This is a genomic window from Algoriphagus sp. Y33 (genome assembly GCF_014838715.1).
In the GTDB taxonomy this organism is placed as follows: Bacteria; Bacteroidota; Bacteroidia; order Cytophagales; family Cyclobacteriaceae; genus Algoriphagus.
In genome coordinates, this window is sequence record NZ_CP061947.1 from 1,958,002 (window position 1) to 1,977,140 (window position 19,139).

At 40.6% G+C, this 19,139-nt stretch carries 19 protein-coding genes; 3 read left to right on the plus strand and 16 right to left on the minus strand.

The window, feature by feature from the left end; translation table 11 throughout:
- Positions 1-18 precede the first annotated feature (18 nt).
- From ID165_RS07885 to ID165_RS07905, 5 genes are all read right to left on the minus strand, one after another.
- Positions 19-702 carry a TIGR04283 family arsenosugar biosynthesis glycosyltransferase gene (locus tag ID165_RS07885; protein WP_225587028.1) on the minus strand — a complete coding sequence of 228 codons (684 nt, stop codon included), beginning with the start codon at positions 700-702 and terminating at the stop codon, positions 19-21.
- A 16-nt stretch (positions 703-718) separates the two neighbouring features.
- The gene (locus ID165_RS07890; RefSeq protein WP_192349815.1) at positions 719-1,342 is read right to left on the minus strand and encodes a DUF6134 family protein; all 624 of its coding nucleotides are present in this window, start codon (positions 1,340-1,342) and stop codon (positions 719-721) included.
- A gap of 105 nt (positions 1,343-1,447) precedes the next feature.
- Entirely contained in the window at positions 1,448-2,047 is a 600-nt protein-coding gene (locus ID165_RS07895; RefSeq protein WP_192349816.1) for a TIGR04282 family arsenosugar biosynthesis glycosyltransferase, read from the minus strand.
- A 1-nt stretch (position 2,048) separates the two neighbouring features.
- Entirely contained in the window at positions 2,049-3,101 is a 1,053-nt protein-coding gene (gene arsS / locus ID165_RS07900) for an arsenosugar biosynthesis radical SAM (seleno)protein ArsS (RefSeq protein WP_192349817.1), read from the minus strand.
- A 3-nt stretch (positions 3,102-3,104) separates the two neighbouring features.
- Entirely contained in the window at positions 3,105-3,437 is a 333-nt protein-coding gene (locus ID165_RS07905; protein WP_192349818.1) for an arsenosugar biosynthesis-associated peroxidase-like protein, read from the minus strand.
- 183 nt (positions 3,438-3,620) lie between these two features.
- On the opposite strand from ID165_RS07905, the gene ID165_RS07910 reads away from it, so the two are divergent.
- A complete protein-coding gene (locus ID165_RS07910) occupies positions 3,621-4,256 on the plus strand; it encodes a peroxiredoxin (protein ID WP_192349819.1) in 636 nt (211 codons plus the stop codon).
- A gap of 262 nt (positions 4,257-4,518) precedes the next feature.
- Here the strand turns inward: ID165_RS07910 and ID165_RS07915 are convergent, their stop codons facing one another.
- From ID165_RS07915 to ID165_RS07935, 5 genes are read right to left on the minus strand one after another with little or no spacing between them, the layout of a single operon-like run.
- Complete coding sequence (locus tag ID165_RS07915; RefSeq protein ID WP_192349820.1) at positions 4,519-4,803, minus strand: DUF1330 domain-containing protein; 285 nt, start codon at positions 4,801-4,803, stop codon at positions 4,519-4,521.
- A gap of 45 nt (positions 4,804-4,848) precedes the next feature.
- Entirely contained in the window at positions 4,849-6,237 is a 1,389-nt protein-coding gene (locus tag ID165_RS07920; protein WP_192349821.1) for a TolC family protein, read from the minus strand.
- Positions 6,234-7,589, minus strand: coding sequence for an HlyD family secretion protein (locus ID165_RS07925; RefSeq protein ID WP_192349822.1), 1,356 nt, complete (start codon positions 7,587-7,589; stop codon positions 6,234-6,236). Before ID165_RS07925 ends, ID165_RS07920 begins: the two co-directional genes overlap by 4 nt.
- Before the next feature lie 4 nt (positions 7,590-7,593).
- Positions 7,594-9,276, minus strand: a complete 1,683-nt coding sequence (locus tag ID165_RS07930; protein ID WP_192349823.1) for a peptidase domain-containing ABC transporter — start codon at positions 9,274-9,276, stop codon at positions 7,594-7,596.
- 19 nt (positions 9,277-9,295) lie between these two features.
- Complete coding sequence (locus ID165_RS07935; protein ID WP_192349824.1) at positions 9,296-9,973, minus strand: TetR/AcrR family transcriptional regulator; 678 nt, start codon at positions 9,971-9,973, stop codon at positions 9,296-9,298.
- Positions 9,974-10,432: 459 nt separating this feature from the next.
- Between ID165_RS07935 and ID165_RS07940 the strand changes: the two genes are divergently transcribed.
- Entirely contained in the window at positions 10,433-11,983 is a 1,551-nt protein-coding gene (locus tag ID165_RS07940) for a BCCT family transporter (protein ID WP_192349825.1), read from the plus strand.
- A gap of 297 nt (positions 11,984-12,280) precedes the next feature.
- On the opposite strand, the gene ID165_RS07945 is transcribed toward ID165_RS07940, so the two are convergent.
- The 3 genes from ID165_RS07945 to ID165_RS07955 all read right to left on the minus strand — a co-directional run bounded on the left by ID165_RS07945 (position 12,281) and on the right by ID165_RS07955 (position 13,472).
- Positions 12,281-12,655: a DUF983 domain-containing protein gene (locus ID165_RS07945; protein ID WP_192349826.1), complete on the minus strand. Its 375-nt coding sequence runs from the start codon at positions 12,653-12,655 to the stop codon at positions 12,281-12,283.
- Between the two features lie 90 nt (positions 12,656-12,745).
- Entirely contained in the window at positions 12,746-12,952 is a 207-nt protein-coding gene (locus ID165_RS07950) for a hypothetical protein (protein ID WP_192349827.1), read from the minus strand.
- 1 nt (position 12,953) lies between these two features.
- Positions 12,954-13,472 carry a DUF4920 domain-containing protein gene (locus ID165_RS07955; RefSeq protein WP_192349828.1) on the minus strand — a complete coding sequence of 173 codons (519 nt, stop codon included), beginning with the start codon at positions 13,470-13,472 and terminating at the stop codon, positions 12,954-12,956.
- A 224-nt stretch (positions 13,473-13,696) separates the two neighbouring features.
- Here ID165_RS07955 and serA point away from each other — a divergent pair, with 224 nt between their 5' ends.
- Positions 13,697-15,589, plus strand: coding sequence for a phosphoglycerate dehydrogenase (serA, locus tag ID165_RS07960; RefSeq protein ID WP_192349829.1), 1,893 nt, complete (start codon positions 13,697-13,699; stop codon positions 15,587-15,589).
- Between the two features lie 201 nt (positions 15,590-15,790).
- Here the strand turns inward: serA and ID165_RS07965 are convergent, their stop codons facing one another.
- The 3 genes from ID165_RS07965 to ID165_RS07975 all read right to left on the minus strand — a co-directional run bounded on the left by ID165_RS07965 (position 15,791) and on the right by ID165_RS07975 (position 19,139).
- On the minus strand, positions 15,791-16,567 hold the full coding sequence (locus ID165_RS07965; protein WP_192349830.1) for a galactosyltransferase-related protein: 777 nt from the start codon (positions 16,565-16,567) through the stop codon (positions 15,791-15,793).
- Between the two features lie 4 nt (positions 16,568-16,571).
- Positions 16,572-17,663 (minus strand): lanthionine synthetase LanC family protein, encoded by a 1,092-nt coding sequence (locus ID165_RS07970; protein ID WP_192349831.1) that lies wholly within the window; start codon positions 17,661-17,663, stop codon positions 16,572-16,574.
- 171 nt (positions 17,664-17,834) lie between these two features.
- Entirely contained in the window at positions 17,835-19,139 is a 1,305-nt protein-coding gene (locus tag ID165_RS07975; protein ID WP_192349832.1) for an HlyD family secretion protein, read from the minus strand.

Here is a 19,139-nt window from a genome sequence, read left to right on the forward strand (position 1 = left end):
TCAACTACTGTTATGCTTTTACTTCTTTTGGTTTAAAAGATTTAAATATAAACTTTTGATTGAAGCCGGCTTAACTTTTAACAAAAAAAGAGAAAAAGCCATAAGATTAGCCAGCTGTACTTTTACCCAATTAGTTGAGCTGTATTTGCGTGCGGAAACTGTAATTTCCTGCGGAAGGACATGGAAATCAGATTTTTGACGGATTCTCCTTACCAATTCAAAATCCTCCATGATGCAATAGGACTCATTAAAACCTTCCAAAGAGTCAAAAAATGATTTTTTTATAAATAGCGTTTGATCCCCCCCTCCGGCAAAAGGCCCATTAAATCGGGTAAACCATGAATTAACTTTCAATAAGCTACTGTCAGAATCAAATTTGTATCGAAAGCATCCAACTTGCTTTCCTTTTTCAATACTTTCGAGGATCACTTTCGCAAATTTCTTATTCGGCCTAGTGTCTGCGTGCACAAAGTAAAGAATGGAGCCTCTGGCATATTTTGACCCTAGATTTAATTGATTAGCTCTATTGCAAACAGTAGAAAGAATAGTCTGCGCTCCTAATGACCCCGCTATTGCAAGAGAATTGTCTTCAGATCCTCCGTCTGCTACAATAATTTCGGAAATCAACCCCTCTCCATATTCCATAAGGTAAGGAATCAATTCTTTGAGATTTGATTCCTCATTTAAGCATGGGATTATCACCGAAATCTTATTCGCCTCAGTCAACTCTGCGTTTGATAGAGTAATTTTTGATGTTGTTTTCCAGCACTACCTTTTGCAAAAGCCCACCTTCATAATAAAAACGATTCATATTACCATTTACATCAATCTCATACACACCCTTTTCTACTTCCTTTACGGTAGTCAACATTCCGAAATTCTCAGAGATTAATACATCCCCGGCTTTCGGCTCATGAAAATATAATGTGGCCGTACTTGAAGTAATGACCTGATCGATGGGATCCCCATTGTGGAATTTATAGGAATTCGCATCCACCTCGTAATGGTCTTTGTTCCACGTGACTGAAGTCAAAAAATTCCCCCTATTAGAGTCTGAATTCGTAGTTGCCTTCATCAGTTGACCGTTTTCATACTGTGCTTTTTGCAAAAACTCCACATGAATTTTACCAAAAAACCAGAATTCCACTTTACTGTGAATCTGATAATCTTCCCCTTTCGGAGTAGTAGTTTTATCAGCCTTCATGCTACCGATTGTAAATCCGGCAAGCACAATATCATAGGTATTTGTTTTGGTTTGACTAAAGCCTTTGGGACTTACTCCTAACGAAAGGGCAAGAACTGTTAAAACAAAACTAACTGATTTAAAGCTATTTAAAAACATATATATCTATCAAGAAGTAAAGGGACTGACTTTATAATTTTCAATGGGTCAAATCTACAATAAGATGGAGGTTTACCTTAATTCCTCCCAAAGATTGAAGAAACATTAAGATTTAAACTTATCCTTAGCTCTGTTCCAATCCTCTTCAAAATCTACATCTGAAAGCATTGGAAGCAAGGCAAAGGAAATCTCATTTCGGGTCAAATATTCCTTAGTCAGAGAGGCTACTTGATCCGTACTCCATGGAATCCCGGTAAATAATCCCGGTATAAATTTACGCATGCCAAGCAGGTAATATCCTCCATCCTCGGCAGGACCTATGACCACCTCCCTTGTATTCAACTTTTCAAATGCTGCGGAAATGTGTTCTGATGTAATCTCTACACAATCCGTTCCTATTATTACCAAGCGATCAAATTTCTCCCCGAAGAGTAGCTGAAACGCATTACTCATTTTTTCACCCAATCCGCCTCCTGACTGTAGTTCAAATCTATAATTTGTGGGATATACCGAAAGGTCTCCTTCTAGGCAATTTGAGAAAAAGAGAATCTTTTGGGCAGGACATTGGGCAGCTACACTATGAGTATATTCCACCAATTGCCCATATACTTCAAAAGCAGCCTGATCTCCCATGGTAGCGGCAAGCCTTGTTTTTACTTTTCCCGGTTCTGCATTTTTCTGGAAAATCAATAATCCATCTTTCATCTTAAGCGGTGGTTCCCCCACAACTTGATCCTGCGCCTGCAGTACAGCCAAAGCAGTGGTTTTTGACTATGATATCTCTTTCTGTAAGCGATTTTTCATTCCAGTCTTTGATATGTTGGGAATTTTCGGACGTCACCTTTAGCTCTAGCATTTGGTTGAAATCGCAATCGTATAAATATCCGTCCCAACCTACTGAGATCGTATTTCTACACATCACTCCCGCTGCCGCTACCGGATTAAAGCTGTCGATTAGCTTTTCCATATATCCCTCATAATTGTCACTTTTTATCAAATAATCCAGAAATCTGCTAATCGGCAAATTTGTAATAGTAAAGAGAGAATTAAAGAAAATCCCAAATTTATCTGCAAGCCGCTTTTTGAATTCGACTTCCAAGCCACTTTGAGCTGCAGGCATAAAAGCTCCCGATGGATTATACACCAGATTTAATACCAATCCTGTTTCCTTCATTCCGTACCCTTGCTCATTTAGCAGTTTGAGAGCCTTTATGGATTTGTCAAAAACACCATCTCCGCGCTGTGAATCCGTTTTCATAGCGGTGAAATAAGGCAAAGAAGAGGCAATTTCAACCCTATGCTTTTTGAAAAATCCGGGTAAATCGAGGTATTTGGGATTTGCCAGAATGATGGTGAGATTGCATCGCACAATTATTGTTGTCTCAGTGTCAATGGATCGGATGGATTCTACAAACCATCGGAAATCAGGATTCATTTCGGGAGCGCCTCCCGTTAAATCAATTGTTTTGATTTTATGATTTTCAATGACTTCAAGACAGTCCATCATAGTCTCTCTGGTCATTATTTCCTTTCGGTCTGGACCTGCGTCTACATGACAATGTTTGCAAACCTGGTTACACATTTTCCCCAGATTGATTTGTAATATTTCGATCTGGGTCGGTTTCAACGGAAAGAGATTTGATTTTTTCAGCTCAGAAGCAAAGCGATCCCCCGAAAAGCCGGGCATCTTGCTTTCTAAGAATTGAATCTCAGCTTCAGAGCTGGATAATGGATGATCTTGTGCTTTAAGGGACTTCATTGATTACATAGATATTTCCTTCACTTTATTCATCATCTGAGTGGCATGTACGAGTGAAGCCCCTCCTCTGATGGCAGCTGCCACATGGACGGCCTCCATCATTTGTTCTTCGTCGCAGCCCTTTTCCATTGTGTCTGTAGTGTAAGCATCGATGCAATAGGGACATTGGATCGCATGGGCAACAGCCAGTGCTATCAGTGATTTTTCTCTGGCAGTAAGTGCGCCTTCGGCAAAGACTTCTCCGTAATAATCGAAAAACTTGTCTGCAAGGGGCTTTTGAAATTCGCCTATTTTGCCAAAATTCTTAAGATCATCGGGATTGTAGTAAGTTTTCATGAGTGCTTTGATTGGATTATATTTACGAAGTAAAAGTATTAGCTAGACTTACAACTCACATTTTTGGAAATGGGTTTAGGTTTGACCGCTTTTTATAAAGATTGTAAAAAAACAGGAACTGAAAAGCACCATGTATGTTATATTGAACGTATTGAATTCAGAACTTTTAAACAATAAACGAACATGGCATTACGACTAGGCGACTTGGCCCCAAATTTCACGGCCGACACCACAGAAGGAAAAATTGATTTTTACGAGTATCTAGGTGATGGATGGGGAATCCTGTTTTCCCACCCTGCAGATTATACTCCGGTATGTACCACCGAACTGGGTACAGTAGCTAAGCTCAAGGATGAGTTTGCTAAGCGCAATACAAAAGTAATGGCGCTAAGTGTAGACGGCGTAGAAAGCCACAGAGGCTGGATCTCTGACATCAATGAGACGCAAAGCACCAATGTTAATTTCCCCATCATCGGAGATGAGGACAGAAAAGTATCGGAATTGTATGATATGATTCATCCCAATTCCAATGAAAACTTTACCGTCCGCTCTGTTTTTGTAATTGGAAATGACAAGAAGATCAAGCTGATTATCACTTATCCTGCAAGTACAGGAAGAAATTTTGAAGAACTACTCAGAGTAATCGATTCTCTTCAATTAACCGCTAACTATTCAGTAGCTACTCCGGCAAACTGGAAGCAGGGAGAAGATGTGGTGATTGCTCCCGCTATTAAAGACGAGGATATCCCTGCCAAATTTCCTAAAGGTCACAAAGTGATCAAACCTTACTTGAGAACTACTCCTCAACCTGATTTATAACAAGCTGTAAATCAATTAAAAAAGGCTTCCCATGGAAAGCCTTTTTTATATAAGGTTTTTAACCTGGATTTTGCATTAGGTTTCGTTAAGAGACCATTAATTGCACTAAAATCAGGCTGTTTGGAGGCTGAGTCCGGCGCGGCGGATACGGTGAAGTCGAAAATTGCAACGCAGTGACTGATTTAGAAGCAATTATTGGTCGCAATAACTTGTACGCCGTGGCGTAGAAATGCTAATGCATAATGCAGGTTTAACACTATAGTTACGATTCTATCAATAAAAATTTTGCATTGGCAGCTCCGGACCTTACCGATTTGGCGTGTTGATAGTCATCTGAATTGTACCAAGCTTCCGCTTTTTCTTTGGTAGGGAATTGTAACATAACCAAGCGCTCGTGATTCCAATCTCCCTCTAATACGGTAACGGGATTGCCACGTAGCACAAACTTTCCTCCAAATGGAGAGATAGTCGCAGGAGTCAGTTCCTTGTATTCGTTGTACTTCTCCGGATCAGTGATATCTACTTCTACTATTACAAAGGCAGGCATAAAATCTGATTTTGGTTATTGGTAAACTTACTTTAAATACTAGGATCATTCAAATCCTACACCGGCAGCATACCTGGTTTTGGCAAAGGAAATTTTTCGCTTAGTTAGCAATTCGTTTAAAGTGATTCTTGAACTAAAAACAGATACTTCTCTGGTATTCACTAAAAAAAGACTACTTTCACCTATTTGAAACTTCCTTAATTCTCCCTGAAGCAACATTTCCAATGCCTCAACATTGCGGGTATAAGTACTTATCTGTGAATTTATCACAGTCCACCCATTGAGTTCATTTTCGAGTTTAGTCCGGAGCTGAAGTTCCTTCAACTGCCTTGAGTTTTGCTTAAAATTAATTTTGGCTTCCGCTAGGCGCATCCCCCCTCTGGCCTTTCTCCACATAAGGGGAGTATAAACTGTAAGTCCCCATTTGTAGTCATTCTCGAAGAAATTTGCCTGATCAAATTGATTGAGACTTTCGGTGAGGAAATTGTACTTCAATTTCACCACAGGCAGGATCTGCTGTGCCTTGAGTCGTCTATCCACATCCAAACTAGCCAATTCAAAATCTGCCAGCATCAGTTCGGGATGATCTGAAATCATCACGCGCAGCTCTTCTTCGTTTAAAATCAGCAACTGATCGGAATACAGGTCCTCAGGGAGAATCCCCTGATCCAGCGCAATTGGATTTCCTGTTTCATCCCACAAGAAATTGTTGAGTTCCTGAGTTCTTACGAAAAGCTCATTTTCTGCTTCTTGCAAATAGTATTCTCTGTTCAAAAGTTGAGAAGACGCTTCAACAGTATCTATCGCAGGAAAATCGCCCTGTTCGTAGCTTATTTTCACAGCCTCAAATCTGGTTCTGGCCAATGCCACTCCTTCTGCTTGTAAGGCCTTATTTGCATGAGCCAGAGACCAGTTCCAATATGCGCTTGATGCCTGTAGGTATAACTCATTCAATAAGTTTTTTCGCTCTGATTCTGTAGATTGCTGATAAATCTGAGCTTTACGCAAGCCAGCTCTTCGATCATCCAATATTAAACCCTGACCAAGATTTACAGAGGCACCTGCCGAAAACAGACCTCCTGAGGGTACCGAATTTTCAGGATTAAGATATTGTCCTGAATTCTGCTCAAATGCTCCATTCAATTCGATTCCCGCCCAAGTAGGAATCGAAATACCGGCTTCACGCTTTTCGTAGTACGTCTTTTCATCGTAGCTTTTCTTATCCAGGTTTCCAAATAGCAGGGGATCAAAATTGCCCCTTGCGGTACGGACTTCCATATCTCCCATGGTAAGGACAATATCTGCTTGAGCTGAAATAGGATGATAAGCCTTTACCCATTCCAAATAAGTCTCAAACGACAATGTATCGGCAGTCTGCCCATGTAGGCTCATGCTGCCTGAAATTAGTAAGAAAGTGAAGAGTAATCTTTTCATTTCTTTCCTTTTGCTATTTCCTCCTTCTGAGTTCGGGTATAGAAATCAGCAGGGAACCCATTAAGCTGTCGCCAGATTTCATACCAAACAGGAACGTCGTTTAGAAGGGCTATTCCATCTGCACCTGATCCCACCCGCAGCATCTCAGGCCATGGAATCTCTTCCGGATCCTCTGCCACCAAGACCCGGTATTGATTTGTTCTTCCTGCAAACTGATCTATTGCCACAATTACTCCACCAAAAGTGCCGTTAGAAAGTCTCGGCCATCCTGAGAAAACAATAGCAGGCCAGCCATCAAAGATGAACCGTACTTTTTTGCCTACCTCCATCAAAGGCAAATCCACGGGAGATATGTACATTTCAACAGCCAGTTTACCATTTGATGGCACAATATTGACTATCTGATCCCCTTCTTTTATCGTCTCGCCAAGCCCGACCTGTATAGCTTCAGCTATAAATCCATCCTGAGGAGCCAGTATGTGTCGAAAGCCGGTTCGCGCTTCATAGTTTGAATATTGGTTTTCCAGTTTGGTGGCAGATCCTTCAGCATCGTATTGGCTAGATTGTGCTGTGTACATATCCGATTCTGCCTTGGACAGCTTGTCCTTGAAGTCATTGTCTATTGCATCCAGTTCCAGTTTAGCGGAAATCAACGCATTCCTACTGCTCAAAAGGCTGTTTTCTACACCGATCACACTTGCCTGCACTTCCTGAAATTTAAGTCTACGGGTTTCTAGATCTGTAAGGGACCGTAAGCCTTCCTCGTAAAGTTTTTCCGCTCTTCCGAGTTGCTTAAGGCCAATTTCATAGTTGACTTTGGCTTGCTCGAAGCGGATACTGTCTGATTCTACCTGCAGTTCTGCCATTTCAAGTTTGTTTCTAGCCTGTTCCTTCCTTAATATATTGTTTCGCTTCAAGGCAGCTATCTGGCTTTCCAATGCCTTTACCTTTTCTTTATAAGAAAGGGCAGAAAGGTTCTTTGCATCCACTTGTCTTTGCGTTCTAGGCAAAAGCAACGAATCGAAGTATTCGTCTTTTACTTCCGTAATACTGACTATGGTATCTCCCTTACTTACAAACGCACCTTCATTTACATACCACTTCTCTATTCTACCCGCTATCACCGAATGAATAGTCTGTGCACGATGCTCAGGCTGCAGCATGGTGACATAACCCTTAGAGCGGATATATTGAGTCCAAGGAAGAAACAGCATAAGAAACACTATACAACAGGTCACAAACAAGATCCTTACACGCCTCCTCTTCTGTTCACTTGCCACCGTCAGCTTAAGGCTTTCTGCTTGCTCAAATGGCCTTCGATCTTTGATTTTATTTTCAGAGATGTTTAACATAGCGTTATGAGTTGAGGGTTAAAAAGTCTTGGTATCCCGCCTGATTTCCTTGGTAGATGATTTGACCTTCCTCCATTACGATTACTTGATTGGCCTGCCTGATCACTTCCTCGTCTTGTGTGACCATCAATAGAGTCCATTTGCCGCCAAACAGGTGAGCCATTACTCTGGCTTTAATGTCGCTGTCCACATGCTGCAAGGCATTTTCCAGAATCATTGCCTGTGGCTCTCCTACCATTGAGCGCGCCAAAATTATAGCCTGTGCCAATTTTCTTGATAAACCTCTGCCTTCAGGAAGTAACATGGTTTGTAGATCCTCCGGTAATTGATATATAAAATCCTTCAATCCCACCAATTCTATAAGAAACTCCAGCTGCTTCGGGTCAACTTTACGCCCTACCAAAATATTCTCTTCAATAGTCCCATGGAAAATCTGTTGCAGTTCCATGCAATCCCCTACTACACTTCTGTATTTATCCAAATGAATCATCTCAAGAGAAAGGTCATTGATCTTGATGCTTCCCAGATAACTTTCATAAAGCCCTGAAAAGAGTGCTAACATCGCACTTTTTCCACTACCGCTTTTGCCGGTAATCACTGCTTTTGAACCTGATTCAACCGTAAGTGTCACACCGTTCAAAATGGGCTTTCTTACGTCTCTAGGCTGAAAGACTACATTCTCCATTGTAAGTTTGATCCCTTTTGATTGCGATGTGATATCCTTTTCGGATTCATTGTGATCTTCAAGTTCCATGTCCATGATTTGACCAAGTTTCTCTGAAGCCACTAGCGTATCATACACAGTCTCCAGCGAGATAATCAATTTCTCCACAGCATTCACTACCATCAAAATAATCACCTCCGCTGCCACAAACTGACCAATACTGATTTGCTCATTGATCAACAGCAAGCTGCCCGCTACCAAAAGGCTGGTCACGATCAACACCTTAAAACCGATAAGTATTTTGTATTGAAAAACCAACACAGAAAAGTGATGTGTTCTGAACTCTACATATCTTTTCAATAGGTTGTCAGCACGTAAAATCGGCAATTTCGAATTGCCGCCCACTAGCTTAAACGTGTTGAGTGTCCTTCCGATCTCTTCCAGCCAATATGCAGTTTCGTACTTGTGCGTGGATTCTTTCATAGCCGTGGACATGCCTTTGGGACTAGTGAAATAGAAGATAGTCAATAGGAGGATGATAAGTATAACTCCGAATAAGATGAAGGTAGCATGATAAAAGGACAATAGGATCAATCCGAACACCACCTGAATCAATGCGGTAGAATATTCAACTAGAATCTTGGAAACTCCCTTTTGAAGATTAACGGTATCAAAAAACCTATTTACAACCTCAGGCGCATACTTACCATGAAAGAGTTCTGACTTGATCTTGGGAAGTCTATAGGCTAGGGAAAGACCGGATTTGGCAAATATCCTTTGTTGTAGTTTCTCGGTAATCTGTAGCTGGGAAATCTGCAGAAAGCCCCCGAAAGCAATACCGGCTGCCACTATTATAACCAAGATGATCCAAGAAGTAGTAATTCTTCCCCCAAGGACATAATTCAGAATTGCCTGAATCCCCAACGGCAGAGAAAGTGCTACCAGACCGTTCAAAATAGCATAAAAGTAGATTGAATACACCTGATCCTTTTCCTCCTTCAGCAGATTGAAAAATCGCTTCATCGGACTGATTTTCTTTGCATTATTCATTTGAAATTGCCTTTACTATTAAATCTTCAAAAAAGACCAACCTGTTTTCTGAGTCTAATGATTGCTCTGTCATATTAGGCAGATGCTTCGAATTAAATGCATGAAGCAAACTGGACTCCATGACTGTGTATGCCAAGGTTTTTGGGTAGGGATAAGATGGGTTTATTTCAGCAATCAATTCGGAAATTCGCTCACCGAAGCTATAGACTTGGGCAAAAATACCGTTTTCATGCTCTGTATCAACTGTTTTAGTCAAATACCCTTTCAGAGATTCATTGACCACTATGCTCCGCAAATCCTGAGGATCTATATGTGCATTTTTTATAAAAACCGGCCCATTGACCAAAAGTTTCATGGCTATGGACAAACGGGACTTACTGCTTTCCAGATTAGCTGTAGCATACACATAATTTACTTCCATCCATGCCCAATACCAAGCAGTGAGATATAGAAGCAACATATGCTTGTTCTCAAAGTAGCGATAAACTGCCGCTTCAGTCACTCCTATATGCACCGCTAGCTTCTTAAATGTAAAGTGCTCCATACCCAGATCCCGTATAAGCATGGCTCCTTCCTGCACTATGGAACTACCCAATTCTGAACTAAATGGTTCCTTTAGGTAGAGATTGTCATGCACCTCCATCTTCAAATTATTGAGTAAATTCTCCATAATAAAAGCAGTATTAACGATTTATGAAACGGGTATGTCCCAAAAAAGTTAACAAATCTTTCAAAAAGTTAGTATTACTAACAAAACCAAACTCTATGTAAAATTCCATCCATTAAACATTGACTAGTATTAAATTTCGTAGATAGACCAAAAAGCAATACCAATAACTAGTTTCAGGATCTTATACAACGATATGATCCTTATTAAAGTAAAGACCAAATAGTATTCTCCCGTAAAGTGGATATGTCCAAAAATTGATAAATCCAAGGAGATAACCATCATCTCTATCACAGCATCTGTCAGCGTATTTCTTTCACCTCATTTGGCTGTCCGCCCAACTATAGGATAGCCTGAAATAAGCTAATTGGAACCCTGTAGATGACAAGAGATGCTAACCGCTCAGCAAACTTATATGATATTATTTTTTGACTTTTACAAAATCAGGTATCTTAATTTCCGATGAACGACAAATCAAGTTTTTTTCAATTCAATATCCGCCCTTGGGTCTTCTGGCCTCCATTTATCCTTTTGATACTAGCGGTATTGCTTAGTATTCTCTTGCCTGAGTCCTTTATTGAGACAATCAGAAATACACAGCAGAACATACTTACCAACTTCTCGCTAGGATTTAGCTGGGTTTCATTACTGATGACCTTACTGGTATTAGCTGTTCTTTTTTCTCCATTGGGCAAATATAGAATTGGCGGTGATTCAGCCATTCCGCGATTAAATAGAATCGGTTGGTTTGCTATTGTTCTCTGCACAACCATAGCGGTAGGGATCTTGTTTTGGGGGGCTGCTGAGCCACTCTCCCACTTTCTATACCCACCGGATTTCAAAGCATTCCCCCCGCACTCAGAAGAAGCTAAGGCTTTTGCATTGGGAGCTTTATATTTTCATTGGGGCTTTACCCCTTATGCGATTTACGCTGTCCCCGCATTAGTTTTTGCATTGATGTATTATTCTGGCAGAAGCCGGTTTAGTCTTGGAATCATGCTGAGACCGCTGATCGGCAATACTCCTCATAGATTATGGGAAACAGGATTGGACTTGTTCAGTCTATTTGCTTTAGTCACAGGAATGGCAGCTGCCCTTGGAGCGGGAATATTGAGTCTTTCAGGTGGATTTTTAGCTTTCTTTCCTGGTTTGGACCCAACTATACTTACGGGATTTATTACACTCGCCATTTTGATCACCTTCATTATTTCTGCTTCCACAGGAATTGAGAAAGGAATCAGAAACCTTTCACTTTTCAATTTGGGATTCTTTTTCCTAATCGCTGTTTTATTTGTGTTTTTAGGAGAAAAAAGTAAAATAGTAGGCTCAATTCTGACAGGCTTCAGCCACTACTTCGCAAATTTCACGGACCTAAGCTTACAGCTGAGTGGAGCCGGAAACAAATGGACTTATGATTGGTCCACGTTCAATTTCGCCATGTGGATGGCTTGGGCTCCCATGACGGCTTTATTTCTGGGGAAAATAGCAGTCGGTAGAACCGTCAGGGAGTTTCTGTTAGTCAACTGGTTTTTACCGGCTCTTTTTTGTCTAATCTGGATGGGGATTTTTGGAGGGACTACGCTTGACTTCGCATCGTTGAATGTCGGCGATTACATAATCCTTTTTGAGAATTCAGGGCCTGAATCTATCATTTACAGGGTTTTTGAGGATATGGGTTATTTCAAACTATTCGCACAGCTATTCATTCTCGGTATTTTCATTTCCTACGTAACTGCTGCTGATTCAAGCACCGATGCGTTGGCCAGTATTAGCATGAAAAAGCAAGAAGGGGATCCATTTCGCTCTGACACCAACCTAAAAGTCATTTGGGGAGTACTGATTGGTTTTCTTTCCTGGATAATGATAAGCTACTCAGGAATAGACGGTGTGCGGATTTTGTCAGTGATAGGCGGACTACCTGCCTTATTCTTCTTGCTTTTAGTTTCTGTATGCCTGCTGATGCTTCTTATTTCTCCAAAAAAATATTTAGGACATGCTGAAAAACGCCGGTAAAAGATCAAAGGCTATCGTTTTGAATGATTAACCCTTTTTTAATCTGTTTATAATTTGATTTCCAATGGTCATATGGAATCTCGCATGGCTTATAATCATCCCAGTGTGTGTCGCTCTCGACATGCTCGATTCATCTGTTTATAATTGATTTTTTAAGCCATGTGCCAGCCTGTCGTAGGACAGGGAATCCCCGCCTGCCACAGGCAGGTCGCATAACAGATAATCATCCCAGTGTGCGACTTTTGAGTCATGCTCTATTTCATGCGAACGGTTTTTCAGCAAGCCCTGCTTGAACGGTCAATAGCCTCTATATTTCAGTTTCCCGACATTATAGAGGTATAGCACTTTGGAATAGCGGAGCATCATTGGCATTAAAATGATGTTTGACACCGCAACTGTCGTAAGGTACATCCAGAGTGCAGGTCTCTCCATCAATACATTCAAAACCACCATGACAGTGATTACCAACGCAACCGAGAAGGCATAACTTACATACATCGCACCGTAAAAAAAATCAGGTTCTGCATGAAAATTAGCTCCGCAAACTGAACAGGATTTATTGACATCAGACAATTTCCGAAAACTGCTGACAGGCACAGGAAATAGCTTTCCTTCGTGGCATTGAGGGCATTTGGCCCCTATGACTGCCTTAATCGTACTTTTATTACTCATTATTAGTTCTTGGGATTGTAAAGGAATTACAGAAAGAAACGGGCTGGTATAAAGGGCTTTACTATAGGTGAAGAAATCGCCTGACTAATATCACCGAAAGATCTCGTCTATATCGTAATCCTTGCCTATCCCCCATTGAAGAAGTTCTTCAATGGTATAATATTCAAGTGTATCAAGATCCTTGACTTTGAAATTCGTCCCTCTCAGACGGGAGATAATCTCCACCTGTCTGATTTCTCCCATATTGACCAACTGATATTTTCTTCCTACACGTAGGTTATCAAGTGCTATGGGCATATTAGGCTTTATTCTTTATGATTACTCCCACAGCCTCAAAAGTAATTTCACGCTTAGGCTCAGTGATCGCATCCACTTTCTCCTTGCTCATTCCTTCATCTTCAGCATAGTGTCTCAGCGTTTCCACATCCGTTTCAGTCACCACAGCTACGCCTTCCAAAATTACGGGATATCCCTGAGAAGTAGTAGGAACAAAAAATTCATAATCCTTGAAAGTCACACGCATGTTTTCTCCATTGGGAAGCTCCATGGTAAGCCAGCAGCCTTTCTTGGTGCATACTTCCTTTATCTGTCCGGAAATTTTCCCCTCGAAATCCCCCTCCTTCTCCACCACAGAAAGCATCTCGGCAGAAGAAACTACGCCTGAGGCATCCACTTTAGCACCATAGACTCCAGGAATGGTATCAGTAGCATTCACTTCAGTACCTACTTCAGGTAGAGCCGTTTCAGAATTTTTATTTTGACAAGCTGCGCTGAGCATAAGACCGAAGACGAGTATAATCAAATGAGAGTTTTTCATAGCCTGCTGATATTTATGCTCAAAAATACGGGTTAAAATTATAGCGTAAAAGAAATACTGAAATGTTTGGAAAACTTATAGTAATTCGAAATTACCGTCTATCTGCTCTATTTATTACGAAAAGATCGATTGCGAAAAAGATTTTAAACAATTCTTTCAATAAAACTTCGATTTTTTTAACAATCCTGTAATTTTGCAGACTAATTAACCTATTGACCCTGCACATGCCTCATCCAACAAAGTTCATCATTGATTTTGACAGTACGTTCACGCAAGTAGAAGCGCTGGATATACTGGGAGAAATCAGTCTTCTCAATGATCCTGAACGGGAAGTAAAACTACAGGCAATTAAGGATATTACCGATAGAGGAATGGAAGGCAATGTGACCTTTCGGGACAGCTTGATCCAACGGATAGATATTCTTAAAGCCAGCAAGTCCCAAATAACGGATCTTATTGCGGCATTAAAGCTGAAAGTTTCCAAATCCTTTGAACGAAACAAAGAATTTCTTCAGGATAATTCGGAGAATATTTACATTGTTTCCAATGGTTTTAAGGATTTCATCATCCCTATTGTGGCCGATTATGGTATTCATCACGACAACGTTTTTGCCAATGAATTTGTCTACGACGAATCGGATAATATCGTGGATTTCAACCGCGACAACCCGCTTTCCCAAAATAACGGCAAAGCGGAAACGATCAAAAAAATCAATCTTGAAGGAGAAATCTATGTAATCGGTGATGGTTACACAGATTACGAAATCAAGAAATCCGGTTTGGCCAATAAGTTTTATGCTTTTACCGAAAATGTAAACCGTCCCAAAGTAACCAAAGAGGCAGACCATATTGCGCCTAGTTTGGATGAAATCCTATACGTCAATAATTTGAACACGAAATTTTCTTATCCAAAAAGCAGAATCAAGGTATTGCTCCTTGAAAATGTACACCCAATCGGTATCGATTTACTCAAAGAAGAAGGCTACGAAGTAGAAGTAGTGAGCTCTGCCATGTCAGAGGAAGAACTTTGCGAGAAAATAAAAACCGTCTCCATTCTTGGAATTCGTTCTAAGACCAATGTCACCAAAAAGGTATTGGAGCATGCTAATAGACTGATCGCTGTAGGTGCATTCTGCATAGGAACAAATCAGATTGATCTAGAAACTTGCCAGGAAAAGGGAATCGCAGTATTCAATGCCCCTTTCAGCAACACCAGATCTGTGGTGGAAATGGCAATCGCTGAGATCATCTTCCTAATGAGAAATTTCGTGGATAAAACCGCTTCCATGCATGAAAGTAAGTGGGACAAATCTGCTTCAGGGAGTTTCGAGATCAGAGGTAAAAAGCTAGGAATCATTGGATACGGAAATATCGGAGCTCAACTTTCAGTTCTTGCAGAAAATATGGGATTGAATGTGTTCTATTATGATGTCATAGAAAAGCTAGCCCTTGGTAATGCAACGAAAGTCAATTCTCTGGACGAATTGCTTGAAACATGCGATATTATTTCTCTTCATGTAGATGGCAGAAAAGAAAATCATAATATCTTGAGCAGAGAGAAAATAGAGAAAATGAAGGCTGGCTCCTACTTAGTAAATCTAAGTCGTGGCCATGTGGTAGAAATCCCTGCTGTTCGTGACGCCATCCTTTCCGGAAGATTAGCAGGTTGTGCTTTCGATGTATTTCCGGAAGAACCTAAAAATAATAAAGAGCCATTCGTTTCTGAATTGATTGGTTTGCCTAATACAATTTTGACTCCGCATATCGGGGGCAGTACACTGGAAGCACAGGAGAACATAGCGCGGTTCGTTCCCGGCAAGATCATGGAATACATCAACACGGGGAATACCTACAATTCCGTAAACTTCCCTAATATCCAGTTGCCTTTCTTGCAAAATGCTCATAGACTTATCCATATTCACTTAAATGAGCCCGGTGTATTGGCAAAGATCAACCAGATCTTGGCAGATTTTGAAATCAATATCGTAGGTCAATACCTAAAGACCAACGAGAAAATCGGATATGTGATTACAGATATCGACAAGGCATATTCCAATGAAGCCATCAATGCCTTGAAACTTATTCCGGGAACTATACGATTTAGAGTTCTTTATTAAGAAATAAGATTCTTTTCCAACAAAAAAGTCCCGCTAAGGTGGGACTTTTTTGTTGGTTTAAGGTCGTGATCGAATTTTACACCGCACCTGAATCTAGGCATCTACACTACTTACTTTTTCTGAATTTCGGTAAAGTATTACTACTGAAAAAGCCTGAATAGTCTATCTGGAAAGAATGTCCAAAATATACCTCTCACAAAATCATTCCCATTTTTTGATCTCTTCCAGCAGTTCATCTTTGGACATAGCTATAGATCTGTGAATTTCAGTCATTTTCCTACTGTCTTGATTGGGACTATGAAAAGTGCTGTTCACTCCCCGCTCATGGGTCAAGTGATAAAGAATTCCTTCAACATGTTGGTGCTTGTATTCTAAAATATTCCAACGGTTCACGCGATCGCCATCTTCCCGTCCCCATCCATAAAATTTTTCGTTTTCCATACCTGAAGCTATGTACGTTTGCCTATGAGCTAAAAATGCTCCGCCTACAGGATCAGGAGTATACAAGGCCTTCATTTTACCCTGGTGAATTTTAAGAACTTCTATGTCACGCGTTTGAATATAGAGATCCCTTAATGCTTCAGAAGTATCCAAAAACTTACCCTTATACGGAGTAACAAAATCAGCTTCTTTTTTCCTCAACACATCAACAGACTGGTTTAGCTGGTTTACAGGAATAATTATGTCAGTATCCCAAACAATTATATAATCATTGTCAACCAATTTGACCATTTGGTTTATATACCTAGTCCTGTGAAAAACAGTATCCATATCTTCTATAAATACATAGTTTACCTCCTGAGGCAATAATTTACTTAGCAAACCAGTATTTCTTCCCGAAGCCTCCAACACACTTACCTGTGTATCAAAATTAGACAAAATATACTCAATGGTCACCAACGTATTCTCCAAGCGATTGACCGTATCAATCCGCAAGGGAATCAAAAAAGTAAAATCATTTAAATTTATCTTTCCCATAGTATCAAACTTTTACTACATCCGATTTTTTACCCATTTCCATATCTGCCACAGTCATACTTTCCAATAAAGTCCAAGCAACCCCTGACAAACCTGCCGCTAAACCAATGCTTTTTTTAAATGAATTGTAAAAATCATTATCACCCCAACATGCTGCATTAATGATCTTATTGAGAAACTGCTCATCTGATAGTAAAAGCCGTATATTCCCAGAATTATCTTCAAGTTTATGCAGTATTTGCCATAGACCACTAGTGCCATCCATGAAGGAGATATTAAGGTTTTTACACTCGATGTTGAGGACCGTTTCCATGTCAATTGTACTTTGTAAAAACAATGCATGTTTTCTTAAATCAGAATGATCAATCTCCTTCAGCACCGTTTCGATTCCCAGCAACAGATACAATCTATTGCTATGGAGACAAGGAAAAAGAGAAAGCAAGTTTGGAAGCAGGTATTCAAGAATCCGATTCACCTTATATGCGTTCACTTCTAAGCTTTTTGCCTTTGCCATCACGATCAATGCAAGAGGCAGATCCCAAAATATGTTAAACAATTGCGGTTCCCTATCCTGTATTTTTTCCTCCTCTATCAATTGTCCGAGTTGGTTAAGCAGGCCAGCACCAAGTCTCCTAAAAACATAGATATTTGACTGATGGCCTGATTTCAAGGAACTTTCCAAGCGGTCAAGGCAATAAAAGAGGTACCCGATGATCCCATTCCTTAAATTCGCCGGCAGCTTGTTTTTTTGATCTTCCAAAAACTTAAAAATCCTATCGTCCAGCTCACCCAGAGTATCGTCAAGATCCGCTTCGACAAAATCTGAATTAACCAAATAACTAATACCATAAGCAATACCGGCCAGACCACTTTCAAAATCCAAAGAAAGTTTGGCTTCGCTTAGCTTCTCTAAAATCTCTACTACCAGATTTTCCGCTGCCTCCAAAAATTCCTGGGTTTCGGTCTTCTTTGCCAAGTGATATAAGTAAATACTCAATCCCAGCTTTCCGTGCAGCAAGCCCAACCCATTTTCTTCCTTGGCATTTTCCAATAGAAGTTCGTTGATTTTATGAAGTTGTTTCAATGCTTGTTTCATATTACTAAATTTTATAGTGTATCCACATGAATGCATGTGACAGAATTAATGTCGTTTATAACCAGTGAAAATCCCCCTACCCCCTTTGAAAAAGGGGGAGTTGCCAAATAGGAACTTCTATAGTTTCTGCAAAACCCATACATGTAGTTACACGGTTATGCATATGATTTATTAATACTCTGTCACCGATTTCAACTTAAAAAACAGCCTTTCAGCCACACTCAGGTCTTCTGTAATGATCTCCGCCGTACCCAGCAGTTCTTGCTTCAGCTGTATCTCCTTTCCGTAGGAGGTTTCCATACCAGCTGGAAGAGAACAATACACCAGATAATTCCCTTCCTCATCAGGAGAAACTGAAATACTCCCTACTTCTCCTCGAAGGGTTCCAAATTGTTGAAAAGGGAAATTATCCAACTTGATCAACACCCGCTGTCCTATGGTGATTTTGCCTGTATTTTGCGAAGAGACAATCATTTTACCCAGAAGTTCTGACCGCTGCTCAGGCAGTATGGAAAAGACTTGTTCACCTGCCTGGACAAATTGATGCTCTCCCCATACTCCCTGGAAGCTAACCTCTCCATCGGTAGAGGAAACCAGCACATAATTATTCTCCCATTCTTTTACTACCCGTTTCAAACCATGATAGGACTGGATAAGATTAATTAAGGCTCTGGACTCATCCTGTTCTTTGGACACTTGTGTACTTTTAAGCGTTTGCCCCGCATTGACTAAAGCTTCCTGAAGCTGGGAAATGCTTATGGTCATTCCATTTACCTGTTCCTGCATCTGAAGGTATTCCATCTCCCGGCTCTCAAAGTCTTTGGATGCAATTACCCCGTCTTCATAGAGTATCTTGTTTCGTTTAAAATCGGTCTCTACCAGACTAACCTTTCTCTCCAAAATTTCCTTTTGAGCCATTTGGCTTGTGAGCCGTTCATGGATTTCCTGAATAGACTGCCGGTTCCCTTCCAGCTGGACCAGGGATGGCTGAAGCCTTTCGAGCAGTCTGAATTCCATATAGCTTCGCTCAAACTCCACAAATGCCAGTTCTATTTCTCCCAAGACCGCATTTGAAAGAGAATCCAACGGGAAGAAAAACCCATTGTTCTTCCCAAAGGGAATGTCTTTCAGCATCTTTTTCAATAACAATACGCTTTGCACATCAGAGGTGCTTTTTATACTGGCCAATGACTGACCGGCCTGTACTTTTTCGCCATTGTCCACCCATAGCTTATCAATCTGCCCTGAACTTCTCGCTATAATCTTTTCAGTTGGTTCCACTGTGGTAACCATTACCCTAGACATAATAAAATCGGGGTATTTGATGAAAAAGGACAAAAAAATCAATCCACAGGTAATCAAAAACACCAGCGTGATTCCCCACCGGATCAGCCAGGCAGGAGGAGTTGTAATAATCTCCTGAACCTCTTCGGATCTGAGCTGTAGATTGTCAATGCTTGGGGGGCTTTCTGGCAT